This window comes from Pseudomonas sp. AP19, from assembly GCF_001728855.1.
Taxonomy (GTDB): Bacteria; Pseudomonadota; Gammaproteobacteria; order Pseudomonadales; family Pseudomonadaceae; genus Aquipseudomonas; species Aquipseudomonas fluorescens.
In genome coordinates this window covers 53,092-66,074 of sequence record NZ_LXJP01000024.1, presented here as the reverse complement: position 1 = coordinate 66,074, position 12,983 = coordinate 53,092, and the positions used below count along the sequence as shown (strand labels likewise).

Genomic DNA, 12,983 nt, shown 5'->3' with positions numbered 1-12,983 from the left:
ATTGTCAGTTCAAGACTTCACTCAGGGGGATGAAGTTGACTCGGTCCCCCAAGGCCAACGTCGTCCCTTCCAGCACCTCGACAAACCCCTCGGCCCATGCCGCGCTGCGCAGCACGCCTGAGCTTTGGTTGCGATAGATGACCGCTTTGCCCTGCTCGATACGCCCGCGCAGGTACTCGCGGCGGTTGCCCGGCTTGGGCCAGACGAACCCCACCGGCACTTCGAAACGCAGCGGCGCCACGTCCTGCACGCCTTGGCGGCGCAGCAGATAAGGGCGTGCCAGCAGCGCAAACGTCACCAGGGTGGAGGCCGGGTTGCCCGGCAGGCCGATCACCGGCACACCACGAAAATGGCCGAAGGTCAGCGGCTTGCCGGGTTTGATCGCCAGCTTCCACAAGGCCAGCTCGCCCTCTTCGCGCAGGGCGATGCCGAGGAAGTCCGCTTCGCCCACCGACACACCACCGGTGGACAAAATCAGGTCGACACTGCCCAGATCGGCCAGGCGCGTGCGGGTTTTTTCCAGATCATCCGGCAGAATCCCGGCATCAATCACTTCACAGCCCATCCGCGCAAGCCAACTGCACAGCACACGGCGATTGCTGTTGTAGATTTGCCCCGGCCCCAGCGGCAAACCCGGTTCGATCAGTTCATCACCGGTGGACAGCACGGCCACGCGCACGCGGCGCACCACACTCAGACGGTCACGGCCAAGGGACGCAGCCAGGCCCAGCTCAATCGGGCCGAGCCGGGTACCGGCGGTTAGCACCCACTCGCCGACGGTGGTTTCCTGGCCTTGGGGGCGGATGTTCTGGTTGACGTGCAAGGGTTCAGTGAAACTCACGCGCTCGTCGGCGTGGACCACCGCGTTTTCCTGCATCTCTACACAGTCCGCACCTTCGGGCACCGGTGCGCCGGTAAAGATGCGCGCACACGTGCCGCTCGCCAATGGCTGCGGCGCCTGGCCGGCGAAGATGCGCTGGCTGACGGGCAATGGCTCGCCCTTCCAGTCCGACAGACGCACGGCGTAGCCGTCCATGGCGCTGTTGGGCCAGGGCGGCAGATCGAGGGTGGAGATGAGGTCGTGCGCCAGCACACGGCCATCGCACTCGCCCAGAGGCAACACTTCCTGATCACGGATCGGTGCGGCTTCGGCCATGTCCAGCAGTTGGCGCAGCGCGTCTTCCACCGGCAGCAAAGCGCCGGTTTTACCCGGCTTATCCACGGGATTCGCAGGGTTCGGCCTGCTTCAGGTGGGGCACGAAGTTGCACGGGCGGTGGCGGTTATCCAATTGCTCGGCGAGGATGCCATCCCAGCCCGTGCGCACCGCGTTGGTCGAACCCGGCAGGCAGCATACCAGCGTGCCATTGGCCAGGCCGGCCAGGGCGCGCGATTGCACGGTGGAGGTGCCGATGTCGGCCACCGAGATCTGGCGAAACAGTTCACCGAACCCATCGACTTGCTTGTCCAGCAAGCAGCTCACCGCTTCGGGCGTGCTGTCGCGGCCGGTGAAGCCGGTGCCGCCGGTGATCAGCACCACTTGCACCACGTCTTCGGCGATCCAGTGGGCGACTTGGGCGCGAATTTTGTAGAGGTCGTCCTTGAGCAGCACGCGCTCAGCCAGGTTGTGGCCAGCGGCGGTCAGGCGGTCGACGAAGACCTGGCCCGAGGTGTCGGTGTCCAGGGTGCGGGTGTCGCTGACGGTCAGTACAGCAATATTAAGGGCTACGAAGGGCGCATCAGCCTTGGCGTTCATGGCTCGGTCCAGTTGTCGAAGGAACAGCCCGATGTTATATCACAGGGCCCTATTTACCTGCCGCAGCGGAACCGCCATGTCTGTTGATTCTTCGCCCCTGCCCTGTTCGATTTTGCTGCTGGCCGGTGGCCGTGGCCAACGCATGGGCGGCCAGGACAAAGGCCTGTTGCAGTGGCACGGGCAGCCGCTGATTGCGCACTTGCAGCGCCTGACCCGGCCGCTGACGGATGACCTGATTATCTCCTGCAACCGCAACCATGAACGGTACGCACCGTATGCCGACCAGTTAGTGAGCGACGACAGCCCGGACTTCCCCGGCCCGCTGGCAGGCATCCTCGCTGGCTTGGCGGTCGCACAGCGTGAGCATTTGTTGATACTGCCGTGTGATGTACCGAACATCGACGTGGGGCTGCTCACCGACCTGCGTGAGACTGCACGCCACAACCCGCTGCTGCCGGTGATGGTGCGCCAGGGTGAGTTCTGGGAACCCTTGATCTGTATCATCCCGACTCACCTGCACATTGAGGTAAAACGGGCATGGGACGCCGGTGAACGCAGCCCGCGCAGGATCCTCTTGCAACTGGGTGGCGTGGGCCTGCAATACCCGGCCGAAGACCTGCGGCTGGCCAACCTGAATACACCTGAGCTGTTACACCCAGGCTTCGGCGTGTCAGAATGAACCTCGCACAAGGAACTTTGTCGGCGCCGCGCGCGTCACAAGGTCAGTTGTTTAAAAGAATTCTTTCGGAGACACACTCATGACTCAACGGACCATCGCCGCTCTCATGCTTGCACTGGGCCTCGCCACTCTCGCCGGTTGCGCCTCGCCTACAGTGATCACCCTGAATGACGGTCGCGAAATCCAGGCCGTCGATACCCCTAAATACGACAAGGCTTCGGGCTTCTATGAGTTCGAACAACTTGACGGCAAGCAAACCCGCATCAACAAAGATCAGGTTCGCACCGTTAAAGACCTGTAAGTCTTAGCGTTTGCCAACAAGGCCCGCCTCGCGCGGGCCTTGTCGTTTCCGGGGGTTACCAGTCGAGGGTAATCTGGCTGCGAAAATCGCGTTGTTCACCTGTGACCGGGTCGATAAACCGCACGCCCTGAGCCAGCAGCTTGAGCGGGTTGGCGTAGTCGTCCTCGGCGTCCTTGATCACGTCGGGGTAGAACGGGTCATTGCAGATACTCGCCCCCAGCGCAGTCATGTGCACGCGCAACTGGTGCTTCTTGCCCGTTACGGGGAACAGGCCGTAGCGCCACAAGTCGGCATTTTTTTCGCGCACTTCCACGGCCGTTTCGGTATTGCTGGCGCCCGGCCCTTCCTGCATACGGAAGAACGGCTCGCCATCCACCAGGCGGCTTTTGTGCACCCTGGGGAACGTCAGGTTCGGCAAAGCCGGGGCAATGGCTTCGTAGAATTTGTCGATGCGCCGCGTAGGAAACAGCTGTTGATACGCCGAACGGCTTTGCGGGTTGGCCGAGAACAGCACCAGCCCGGCCGTATGCCGGTCGATGCGATGCAAGGGAACAAGCGCGGGGTTATCCAGACGACGAATCAGGCGGCGCAACAGGGTTTGCTCGACGTATTCGCCAGCAGGCGTTACCGGCAGAAAATGCGGCTTGTCGGCCACGACCAAATGTTCGTCGGCGTACAGGATAGTTTCCTGTACCGGGATCACCTTCTCATTCGGTACTTCACGAAAGTAATAAATGCACAGGCCTTCCTTGTAGGCCAGGCCGAGGTTGATCGGGTGACCGTTGATGTCGAGCACACGGCCTCGCGCGATGCGGTCCAGCCAGTGTTCACGGCTGATCGCCGGAAAATGCTCGCACAGGCAATCCAGCACTGTCGCCCAAGGGCCAGGTGGCAAATACAACGTACTGGCTTGGTGCTGGGACGCGGAAAAACCGGATGTGGACATGACAATGCTCGGAGCCTGGAAAATCAGGCAGGCATTATCCCGCATGGAGCGGGATTGAGCCTAGGGCGGATCTCAGGCCTTTGCCAATTCGGCCCGCAGGATCGGCGAGGCACTGGCGGCGTCGGTGAACTCCTTGAGCCAGCGCAGCACGTCCACCGCTTCCCAACGGCCGGGATCGTACAGCGCGTACAACAAGCCCTGGTAACCCACGACATCCAACTGCTTGTGGTAACCGGCGCGCTGGAACAAGGCCTCGATTTCGGCGAAGCAGGTATTGAAATGCACTTTGTTAAACGGCGTCTTGCCTTCCGTGACCAGGCCATCCAGGCGCAGCTCGTTCACCGCGTCGCGCACGACATCGGCAGACATGCGATTGACGCTGCTTTTTAATTGTTCAACATTCACCACGGGCGATCCCTCTACTCAATCACTGTACAGGCATACAGTAACGTAATAATTGGTAACCCGCTATCGGATAACGCTTAACGTAGGAAGGCAACAATCTGCTCAGGGTCGAATGGCCAATCCAATTCAGCCCCTGTATCCACACGGCGAAGCACCGGAATCCGCAGGCCATAGACTTCGGTGAGATCAACGGGCTCAGTGATATCAACCAGTTCCACCAGCAGCCCTCCTTCGACGAGCGGCATGATTTCGGCTTCGGCTATCTCACAAAGATGGCAACCCACGGTGCCGAGCAGCTGGCATTCAGGAAGCATGGCGACGGGACCCGATCAGTAAGTAGGTCATCATTCTAAGCCCGCCCAATACCTGTGGCGAGCAGGCTTGCCCGATGAAATCCGACTGCCGACAAAAGACCTGACCCAGGTCACCATGACGTATAACTGATTCAGCGATTCTCGCGGCTTTTTGCCCGTTCACCCCGCAATGGAGATGCTTGTGTTCGCCAACCTGCTGATCATTCTGGCCTCATCCCTGGTGGTGATTGCGCTGTTTCGCCGGCTGCGGCTGCCGCCCGTGCTGGGCTACCTGTGCGTGGGCCTGGCCGTGGGGCCCACCGCGCTGGACTGGGTGAATGACAGTGAAGACCTGCCGGACCTCGCCGAGTTGGGGGTGGTATTCCTGCTGTTTTCCCTTGGGCTGGAGTTTTCCCTTACCAAGATGTTCGCCTTGCGCAGCGTGGTTTTCGGGCTGGGCAGCTTGCAGGTACTGGGCTGCGGTGTGCTGCTGGGAGGCCTGCTGATGGCGTTTGGCCTGGCGCCAGGCGTCGCTCTGCTGCTGGGTGCCGGGTTGGCGTTGTCCTCCACGGCCATCGTCAGCAAGGAACTGACCAGCCTCGGGGAAATCTTCAGCAGCCATGGCCAGAATGCGATTGGCGTGTTGCTGTTCCAAGATGTAGTCGCCGTGCTGCTGCTCACCTTGGTGCCGGTATTTGCCGGTAACAGCGACCAGGCGTGGTACTGGGCGTTGCCGCTGACGCTGGGCAAAACCGTGCTGTTGTTCGTCGGCTTGCTGTTCGCCAGTCGCTGGTTATTGCCCCGCCTGTTTCACGAAGTCGCGGCGTCCCGTTCAGCAGAGCTGTTTGTGCTATTGGCGCTGGTGATCGTATTGCTGACCGCCTGGCTCACGCACCTACTGGGACTCTCGCCTGCCCTCGGCGCGTTCCTGGCGGGCATGCTGTTGGGCGAAAGCCATTACCGGCATCAGATCGAAGCCGACATCCGGCCGTTTCGCGACATTCTGCTCGGGCTGTTTTTTGTCAGCATCGGCATGCTCATCGACCTGCAGCTGTTCGTCAGCCATAGCCTGCTGATCCTCGGCCTGACCCTTGCACTGATGCTGATCAAGGCCCTGGTGGTAGCGGCGTTGGTCAAACTGCGTGGCAGCGACAGTGAAACCGCCTGGCGCAGTGGCCTGGCCCTGGCCCAGGGCGGCGAGTTCTGTTTTGCGCTGATGGCGCAAATGCAACACAGCCGGCTGATACCCGAAGCGTTCAACGGCCTGCTGCTCGCTGCCACCTTCTGCTCGATGCTGCTGACCCCGCTGCTGCTGCGCGCGGCACCAACGATTGCCCTGCGCCTGCACCGCAAGCCCAACCAGCAGGTGCACCTGGAAGCAATCACCGCGCTCAACGCCCAATTGAGCGGCCACGCAGTGATTTGCGGGTACGGCCGCGTCGGGCAATCCATCGGGCGCTTTCTGCACCGCGAGCAACAGGCGTTTATTGCACTGGATGATGACCCGGCGCAGGTGCAGGGAGCCGCCACGCAAGACCGCAACGTGCACTACGGTGACTGTCGCCGTGGGGCCTTGCTGAGTGCGGTCGGCCTGGAACGCGCACGGCTGGTGGTGATCGCGGTGGATAACAGCGATGTCGCACTGGTGGTATTGACGGAGGCACGCCGGATCAATCCGGACGTGCCGATTCTGGTGCGTACCCGTGACGACAGCCAACTGACGGAACTGAAAGCCGCCGGCGCCAGCGAAGTGGTGCCCGAACTGCTGGAGTCGAGCCTGATGCTCGCCTCCCACGCCTTGATCCTGCTGGGGCTTTCGGACGAACAGGTGCAGGCGCGGGTCGACGAGGTGCGGCGTAACCGCTATCGCCTACTGCACGGTTTCTACCCGCGGACCGACGAGCCGATCAATCCTGACTGACCGCGCCGATCTTGTGGATCGACAGGTCAGCGCCGTAGTACTCCTGCTCCTGGCTCAGGCGCAGCCCGTGCACGCGTTTGATCACGCCGTACACCAACAGGCCGCCGACCAGCGCCACCACCACCCCCAGCGCGGTGCCAATCAACTGGCTGATCAGGCTCACGCCGCCCAAGCCGCCAAGGGCGGTCTGGCCGAAGACGCCGCACGCGATACCGCCCCACACGCCGCACAAACCATGCAGGGGCCACACACCCAGCACGTCATCGATCTTCCAGCGATCCTGGGCGGCGATGAAGAACCACACGAACAAACCACCGGCGACGACACCAGTGACCAGCGCGCCCACAGGGTGCATCAAGTCGGAACCGGCGCAAATCGCCACCAGCCCGGCCAGCGGACCGTTATGCAGGAAGCCAGGGTCATTGCGGCCGATCACCAGGGCAGCAACCGTGCCGCCAACCATGGCCATCAGCGAGTTGACGGCGACAAGGCCGCTGACGCCATTCAAGGTCTGCGCGCTCATCACGTTAAAGCCGAACCAGCCGACAATGAGGATCCACGAACCCAACGCCAGGAAGGGAATGCTCGACGGCGCAAATGCCACCAGGCGCCCTTCTCGATAGCGCCCGTTACGCGGGCCCAACAGCAGCACCGCCGCCAGCGCCAGCCAACCGCCCATGGCGTGTACCACCACGGAACCGGCGAAGTCATGGAAGCTGGCACCAAAGGTGGCGAGCAACCAGGCTTGCAGGCCGAAATTACCGTTCCACACCAGGCCTTCAAAAAACGGGTAGATAAATGCCACGATCAGCGCGGTGGCACACAGCTGAGGAGCGAACTTTGCACGCTCGGCAATGCCACCGGAAATAATCGCCGGGATCGCCGCAGCGAAGGTCAGCAGGAAGAAAAACTTCACCAGGCCGTAGCCGTGATCGGCACTGATGACCGCCGCCGGTTGCATAAAGCTCACGCCGTAGGAGATCCAATAGCCTATAAAGAAATAAGCCAAGGTCGAGATGGCGAAGTCGCTGAGGATCTTCGACAGGGCGTTGACCTGGTTTTTCTGGCGCACGGTGCCGACTTCCAGGAACGCAAAACCGGCGTGCATGGCCAGCACCATGACCGCGCCAATCAGAATAAACAGGGTGTTGGAACTGTGGACTAATGTGTCCACTGCGCTTTGCAAATTTTCCATGGAGGTTGGCAGGCCTGCATTAAAGGCAAAAAGCACCAAAGCGGTTCAAGCCAGGGTTTCGCGCACTAAATTGGCACCACCAGTCCCGCACCTCTTCAGAGGGCGTGAACCGCTTTAGCGCAGCGAATACCGCAACAAGCCATTACCGACAGGGTTTTTCCGCGAGTTTCATTGATTTAGGGTAAGGTTTTTCAAGGCATTCGCCTCAGGCCGCCCATATTCAGCGCACGCCCCGGGCATGCGCACCAAGGCAAAGCAAAAGCTGTACCAGACAATTGAACTGAACCTTCACAGAAGCCTGTGACTCGAAACCACACGTACCGATCAGCCAATCACGGAGATAACCATGGCCAGAAGAACTGCAAAGACTGCTCAAGAGATACTGATGGCGGATTTTCAAACCCTGGTCAGTGACACTGAAAAGTTGCTCGACGACACCGCCGTGCTGGCCGGTGACCAGGCCGATGAGCTGCGCACCAAGATCCACGACAGCTTGCTCAAGGCCCGCGAAACCCTGCAACTGACCGAAGACTCCCTGCGCGAACGCGGCGCGGCGGCTGTCACGGCAACGGAAGATTACGTGCAGGCCAACCCTTGGCAGTCGGTGGGCATTGCCGCCGGTGTTGGCTTTCTGATCGGTCTGCTGGCTACAAGGCGCTAACATTATGGCTATCGGCGAATCCGGCTCGTCCACGAGCTCAAGCTCCACCTCCCGACGCCTGGGCGCGGCCGTTCTGGGCTTGCTGCACAGCCACGTCGAGTTATTTGGCATCGAGTTGCAAGAGCAGAAATCACGCACGGTGAGCCTGCTGCTGTTCGCGGGCCTGGCACTGGTGTTTGCTCTGCTGCTGTTGGTGGGGCTGTCGGCGCTGGTGATGATTCTGGTGTGGGACACCTACCGTATCACCGGGATCATTAGCCTGTGTGTGTTCTATTCCCTGGCCGCAGCGTTCTGCGGAGTGCGCTTGAAGGCGGCGATATTCGATGAGTCCACGCCGTTCCATGCCACCCTTGAAGAACTGGCCAACGACCGGGAGCGCCTGCTGCCATGAGCATGACTGAAATTCCACACACCGCTTCGCGCCGGGAAATGCGCAAGGCGCTGATTCGCCTGCGCATGGAAATGCACCGCCAGGAAATCCGTCACGAGTCCCAGCAACTGATGGCGCCCCTGAACAAGGTGCGCGATCTACGCCACAACTGGCAGGACAGCCTGGGCATCAAGCACGCGCCGCTGTGGGGCGTGGCCGCGGTGACACTGATGGGTTTTTTCACCGGCAAGGGCGCCAAAGGCGGCAGTATCAGTAGCCTGACGCGCCTGGTGCGGCTGGGCGCCGGTTTGATCCCGCTGATTAAATTGGCCATGCAAGGTGCCTCGCGCAAAGGTTGAACCCCGCTGGCTGCATTCTTGCAAACAGAATCGGCCCGGCCCTCGAACATGAGGGCCGGGCCTTTTTTTGCCAGCTCTCTTAAGGAGGCCCCGTGATCGACGGGCAACCGCTTGCCTGCTTCCAACCGTTTATCGACACCGCCACCGGCCGCATTGCGGGTGTAGAGGCGCTCGGCCGCCTGCGCCAGGCGGATGGCCGCCTGCTGTCCGTGGGCCCGCTGTTTGCTGACCCGCGCACGCCCGGCATGACCTTGCGCAGCCTCGACCGACAAATCCGCGACAATGCGTTAAGCCGCCTTCATGAAGCACCCGAAGACTGGTTTCTCAGCCTGAACATCTCGCCACGCTGGATCAATCGCCTGCGCCCGGGCCAAGCCTTGCCGAGTTTGAAACAGGTACACGCCTACGGCATCGATCCGCGGCGCATCGTGTTTGAGATCACCGAGTTAGGAGGCGACATCCAGCGTCTGGCCGACGTCGTGGTGCGTTATCGCAACGCGGGTGCGCGAATCGCCATTGATGACTTTGGTGCCGGCTATTCCCAACTCGACCGCGTACTGGCACTGCAACCGGATATTCTCAAGCTGGACATGCGCCTGTTCCAGGAAGCCGCCAAAGGCGGGCCGAGCAGTGACGTCGTCAGGGCGCTGGCGCAAATGGCGGAAAAGACCGGATGCTGGATCATCGCCGAAGGCGTGGAAACCGAGGCGCAATTGAGTTTCGCCCTGGAATGCGGCGCGCGGTATGTGCAGGGTTACTTGTTTGCTCAGGCGCAGCTGGAATGGTTTGCAGCCGATGCCTTCGTGCCGCGATTTGCTCGCCTGCGCACGGTGTACGTCCAGCACAAACTCGCAGAGCGTGGCCGCTTGATGCAGTTGCGCCTGCAATTGGTCGAACTGATGAGAATCCTGCAAACCTGGGCCCAGTGCCGCGCGCCGCTGAATCAATTACCCCAATTGCCGGACTTCCCCTGGCTGCTGCGCTTTTATCAGTGCGACCGCCATGGCACCCAACTCACCCCCAACTTCGAATGGCGCCAGGACGCCTGGCAGGCTGACAGCCGCTACCTGGGCCACAACTGGTCGTGGCGCCCGTACTTCTATCATCTGCTCGCCGAAGGTTGGGAAGAACGACGCCTGACGCTCTCGTCGACCTACCGCGACGCCACCACCAATCAGTATTGCCTGACCGCCGGACAATTCTTCGATAACGGCCAGCGCTTGCTGTTAATCGATATCGATGCAGTCGGGCTGTAGATTTTCGCTTGCCGAGGCCACGCTGAACCGGGAAGCTGGGAGGGTCATTCACCGTACGGAGAGTACCCGCCTTGGATTGGCCCACCCTGCTGACACGCGAACGTCTTGGAAAGCCCCTGCACAGCCCCGAAGAACTCGGCCGCAGCCCGTTTCACAAGGATCACGACCGTATTATTTTCTCCGGCGCATTCCGCCGACTGGGCCGCAAGACACAAGTGCACCCGGTATCGAGCAATGACCATATCCATACTCGCCTGACCCACTCCCTGGAAGTCAGCTGCGTCGGCCGCTCCCTCGGCATGCGCGTAGGCGAAACCCTGCGTAGCGCCCTGCCCGACTGGTGTGAACCGAGCGACCTGGGCATGGTGGTGCAATCGGCCTGCCTGGCCCATGACATCGGCAACCCGCCGTTCGGGCACTCCGGTGAAGATGCCATTCGCCACTGGTTTCAACAGGCGGCCGGACGCGGCTGGCTGGATGACATGAGCACTGCCGAGCGCAATGACTTCCTCAACTTCGAAGGCAATGCCCAGGGGTTTCGGGTACTGACCCAGCTGGAATACCACCAGTTCGACGGCGGCACACGGCTGACCTACGCCACCCTTGGTACCTATTTGAAATACCCGTGGACCGCTCGTCACGCGGATTCCCTGGGCTACAAAAAACATAAGTTTGGCTGCTACCAGAGCGAGCTGCCGATCCTTGAGCAGATCGCCCACAAACTCGGCCTCCCGCAGCTGGAAGAACAACGCTGGGCACGTCATCCGTTGGTTTACCTGATGGAGGCAGCAGACGATATCTGCTACGCCTTGATTGACCTCGAAGACGGCCTGGAAATGGAGTTGCTGGAATATGCCGAGGTGGAGTCGTTGCTGCTCGATCTGGTGGGTGACGATTTACCCCAGACTTACCGGCAACTGGGCCCGGAGGACTCTCGTCGGCGAAAGCTGGCGATCCTGCGCGGCAAGGCGATCGAGCACCTGACCAATGCCGCCGCGCGGGCCTTTGTCGAACAGCAAGACGCGTTGCTCGCCGGCACGCTGCCCGGTGACCTGGTGGAGCACATGCACGGCCCCGCCAAGCGCTGCGTGCTGGATGCCAAGGACATGGCGCGTAAAAAAATCTTCCAGGACAAGCGCAAAACCCTGCACGAAATCGGCGCCTACACCACCTTGGAAATCCTCCTGAACGCCTTTTGCGGTGCGGCACTGGAACAGCATGGCGGGCGCACGCCGTCGTTCAAGAACCGGCGCATCCTCGACTTGCTGGGCAACAGCGCGCCAAACCCGGCCTGGCCGCTGCACGCGTCGTTTTTGCGCATGATCGACTTTATCGCCGGCATGACTGACAGCTACGCCACCGAGATGGCGCGGGAGATGACCGGACGTTCCAGCCCGCAGTGAACATGTTGATCACGCCGCCTGCTTCCCGTACAGAATTTGCCTACGACGGGAACAGAGCGGCCTGATCGAATTCGCACACAAGCTCGAGGAATAATCGCGCACGCTTCTGGCGGACTTGCTACGCCCCGCCCCTTCTGAATGAGCCCTGTGCCTTCTATGCCCCTACCCCGTCTTCGAATCCTGTTGGTGGAGGATCATCCCTTTCAGCTCCTGGCCACTCAATGCCTGCTTAAAAGCTTCGGCTTCGAGCACCTGACCCTTGCAGAAAATGCCGAACAGGCGATTCGCTCGATGTCCAGCGCCACGACTCCGTTTGACCTCCTGCTGTGTGACCAATGCCTGCCTGATCTACCCGGGCTGGAACTGGTGGAAATTGCCAACCGCCGTCACTTCATAAGCAGCGCCATTCTACTGAGCGGGCTGGCGGCAACCGAACTGTCCACCCTGACAACACAAGCCCTGCAACGTGGCCTGCCACTGCTTGGCTATTTAATGAAGCCCCTGAATAAAGACGAACTTGCAAGGTTGATCGCGCCAATATTCCCTCTCTAAAAAGTCGACTTTAAACGCTGTTCAGCGACCGGAAATTCGTCTGAAAACCCTTGCTGAACCTGTCGCCCCAGCCCTGAGCGTACTGATTCAAACATTGCTTAGATCCGACGGCGCAAAGCCTTAATGAAGGGTAGGCAGTTACCTCTTTTTCTGTAGGAATTCTCCTGTTTTATATCTACTCCCCCCTAGGTTCATCCTACTCCCTCATCTTCTGAGCTAATGTGCCCGCTTTATTTGCACTTGCATGGAATATGATTATGAACACAGTTTTTATCATTGATGACCACCCCGTTATCAGGTTGGCGATTCGTATGTTGTTGGAACACGAGGGTTATAAGGTCGTTGGTGAAACGGACAACGGTTGTGACGCGATCCAAATGGTTCGCGAATGCCTGCCGGACCTGATCATCCTGGATATCAGCATCCCGAAACTGGACGGCCTCGAAGTGCTCTGCCGGTTCAACGCCATGAACACATCCATGAAAACCCTGATTCTTACCGCCCAGAGTCCGACGTTGTTCGCCACGCGTTGCATGCGCTCCGGCGCAGATGGCTACGTGTGCAAGGAGGGTGACCTGAGCGAACTGCTGAGCGCCATTCGCGCGGTGTTGTCCGGTTACAATTACTTTCCCAGCCAGGCATTGAATAGCAATGGCACCGACGGTAAGGATGCCTTGGAACTTGAACTGTTCAAGGCAGTGAACGACCGGGAACTGATGGTATTGCAACTCTTCGCACAGGGGCGCACCAACAAAGAAATCGCCAAAGGTATGTTTCTAAGTAACAAAACAGTAAGCACTTACAAAAAAAGGCTGATGCAGAAACTTAAAGCCAAATCCTTGGTAGAACTTATCGAGATGGCAAAACGAAACGCGCTAGTGTGAGAAA

Annotated in this window: 16 protein-coding genes; 10 read left to right on the top strand and 6 right to left on the bottom strand. The window is 60.2% G+C overall.

Going from position 1 to position 12,983, the window contains the following annotated elements:
• Positions 1 to 4 precede the first annotated feature (4 nt).
• Positions 5 to 1,222, bottom strand: coding sequence for a gephyrin-like molybdotransferase Glp (gene glp, locus A7D21_RS17770; protein WP_053255182.1), 1,218 nt, complete (start codon positions 1,220 to 1,222; stop codon positions 5 to 7).
• Positions 1,215 to 1,754, bottom strand: a complete 540-nt coding sequence (gene moaB, locus A7D21_RS17765) for a molybdenum cofactor biosynthesis protein B (protein WP_053255181.1) — start codon at positions 1,752 to 1,754, stop codon at positions 1,215 to 1,217. Before moaB ends, glp begins: the two co-directional genes overlap by 8 nt.
• A 76-nt stretch (positions 1,755 to 1,830) precedes the next feature.
• Between moaB and mobA the strand changes: the two genes are divergently transcribed.
• Both mobA and A7D21_RS17755 read left to right on the top strand, forming a co-directional pair.
• Complete coding sequence (gene mobA / locus A7D21_RS17760) at positions 1,831 to 2,433, top strand: molybdenum cofactor guanylyltransferase MobA (protein ID WP_069552263.1); 603 nt, start codon at positions 1,831 to 1,833, stop codon at positions 2,431 to 2,433.
• 79 nt (positions 2,434 to 2,512) lie between these two features.
• Complete coding sequence (locus A7D21_RS17755; protein WP_017136187.1) at positions 2,513 to 2,734, top strand: YgdI/YgdR family lipoprotein; 222 nt, start codon at positions 2,513 to 2,515, stop codon at positions 2,732 to 2,734.
• Positions 2,735 to 2,789: 55 nt separating this feature from the next.
• Here A7D21_RS17755 and A7D21_RS17750 read toward each other — a convergent pair whose 3' ends face one another.
• The 3 genes from A7D21_RS17750 to A7D21_RS17740 form a co-directional block, all read right to left on the bottom strand.
• Positions 2,790 to 3,680: a pseudouridine synthase gene (locus A7D21_RS17750; RefSeq protein WP_053255361.1), complete on the bottom strand. Its 891-nt coding sequence runs from the start codon at positions 3,678 to 3,680 to the stop codon at positions 2,790 to 2,792.
• Between the two features lie 72 nt (positions 3,681 to 3,752).
• Entirely contained in the window at positions 3,753 to 4,088 is a 336-nt protein-coding gene (locus tag A7D21_RS17745; RefSeq protein ID WP_016978478.1) for a hypothetical protein, read from the bottom strand.
• 74 nt (positions 4,089 to 4,162) lie between these two features.
• Positions 4,163 to 4,399, bottom strand: a complete 237-nt coding sequence (locus A7D21_RS17740; RefSeq protein ID WP_069552262.1) for a glutaredoxin family protein — start codon at positions 4,397 to 4,399, stop codon at positions 4,163 to 4,165.
• A 175-nt stretch (positions 4,400 to 4,574) separates the two neighbouring features.
• On the opposite strand from A7D21_RS17740, the gene A7D21_RS17735 reads away from it, so the two are divergent.
• On the top strand, positions 4,575 to 6,299 hold the full coding sequence (locus A7D21_RS17735; protein ID WP_139372199.1) for a monovalent cation:proton antiporter-2 (CPA2) family protein: 1,725 nt from the start codon (positions 4,575 to 4,577) through the stop codon (positions 6,297 to 6,299).
• Here A7D21_RS17735 and A7D21_RS17730 read toward each other — a convergent pair.
• Positions 6,286 to 7,494, bottom strand: coding sequence for an ammonium transporter (locus tag A7D21_RS17730; RefSeq protein WP_053255360.1), 1,209 nt, complete (start codon positions 7,492 to 7,494; stop codon positions 6,286 to 6,288). The genes A7D21_RS17735 and A7D21_RS17730 overlap by 14 nt on opposite strands.
• Positions 7,495 to 7,840: 346 nt before the next feature.
• Between A7D21_RS17730 and A7D21_RS17725 the strand changes: the two genes are divergently transcribed.
• From A7D21_RS17725 to A7D21_RS17695, 7 genes are all read left to right on the top strand, one after another.
• On the top strand, positions 7,841 to 8,155 hold the full coding sequence (locus A7D21_RS17725; RefSeq protein WP_053255177.1) for a YqjD family protein: 315 nt from the start codon (positions 7,841 to 7,843) through the stop codon (positions 8,153 to 8,155).
• Between the two features lie 4 nt (positions 8,156 to 8,159).
• Complete coding sequence (locus A7D21_RS17720) at positions 8,160 to 8,546, top strand: phage holin family protein (RefSeq protein ID WP_053255176.1); 387 nt, start codon at positions 8,160 to 8,162, stop codon at positions 8,544 to 8,546.
• Positions 8,543 to 8,884 (top strand): hypothetical protein, encoded by a 342-nt coding sequence (locus A7D21_RS17715; RefSeq protein WP_053255175.1) that lies wholly within the window; start codon positions 8,543 to 8,545, stop codon positions 8,882 to 8,884. The genes A7D21_RS17720 and A7D21_RS17715 overlap by 4 nt, the downstream gene beginning before the upstream one ends.
• Before the next feature lie 92 nt (positions 8,885 to 8,976).
• On the top strand, positions 8,977 to 10,140 hold the full coding sequence (locus A7D21_RS17710) for an EAL domain-containing protein (protein WP_053255174.1): 1,164 nt from the start codon (positions 8,977 to 8,979) through the stop codon (positions 10,138 to 10,140).
• A 71-nt stretch (positions 10,141 to 10,211) separates the two neighbouring features.
• A complete protein-coding gene (locus A7D21_RS17705; protein ID WP_053255173.1) occupies positions 10,212 to 11,543 on the top strand; it encodes a deoxyguanosinetriphosphate triphosphohydrolase in 1,332 nt (443 codons plus the stop codon).
• Between the two features lie 156 nt (positions 11,544 to 11,699).
• Positions 11,700 to 12,095 (top strand): response regulator, encoded by a 396-nt coding sequence (locus tag A7D21_RS17700; RefSeq protein ID WP_053255172.1) that lies wholly within the window; start codon positions 11,700 to 11,702, stop codon positions 12,093 to 12,095.
• Positions 12,096 to 12,352: 257 nt separating this feature from the next.
• Positions 12,353 to 12,979, top strand: a complete 627-nt coding sequence (locus tag A7D21_RS17695; RefSeq protein WP_053255171.1) for a response regulator transcription factor — start codon at positions 12,353 to 12,355, stop codon at positions 12,977 to 12,979.
• Positions 12,980 to 12,983: the final 4 nt, after the last annotated feature.

Bases quoted from the DNA above. Each gene is read 5' to 3' on its own strand.
- A7D21_RS17755 (WP_017136187.1), top strand. From the start codon at position 2,513: ATGACTCAACGGACCATCGCCGCTCTCATGCTTGCACTGGGCCTCGCC.
- A7D21_RS17740 (WP_069552262.1), bottom strand. From the start codon at position 4,399: ATGCTTCCTGAATGCCAGCTGCTCGGCACCGTGGGTTGCCATCTTTGT.
- A7D21_RS17730 (WP_053255360.1), bottom strand. From the start codon at position 7,494: ATGGAAAATTTGCAAAGCGCAGTGGACACATTAGTCCACAGTTCCAAC.
- A7D21_RS17715 (WP_053255175.1), top strand. From the start codon at position 8,543: ATGAGCATGACTGAAATTCCACACACCGCTTCGCGCCGGGAAATGCGC.
- mobA (WP_069552263.1), top strand. From the start codon at position 1,831: ATGTCTGTTGATTCTTCGCCCCTGCCCTGTTCGATTTTGCTGCTGGCC.
- A7D21_RS17750 (WP_053255361.1), bottom strand. From the start codon at position 3,680: ATGTCCACATCCGGTTTTTCCGCGTCCCAGCACCAAGCCAGTACGTTG.
- A7D21_RS17695 (WP_053255171.1), top strand. From the start codon at position 12,353: ATGAACACAGTTTTTATCATTGATGACCACCCCGTTATCAGGTTGGCG.
- A7D21_RS17700 (WP_053255172.1), top strand. From the start codon at position 11,700: ATGCCCCTACCCCGTCTTCGAATCCTGTTGGTGGAGGATCATCCCTTT.
- A7D21_RS17720 (WP_053255176.1), top strand. From the start codon at position 8,160: ATGGCTATCGGCGAATCCGGCTCGTCCACGAGCTCAAGCTCCACCTCC.
- A7D21_RS17735 (WP_139372199.1), top strand. From the start codon at position 4,575: ATGCTTGTGTTCGCCAACCTGCTGATCATTCTGGCCTCATCCCTGGTG.
- moaB (WP_053255181.1), bottom strand. From the start codon at position 1,754: ATGAACGCCAAGGCTGATGCGCCCTTCGTAGCCCTTAATATTGCTGTA.
- A7D21_RS17725 (WP_053255177.1), top strand. From the start codon at position 7,841: ATGGCCAGAAGAACTGCAAAGACTGCTCAAGAGATACTGATGGCGGAT.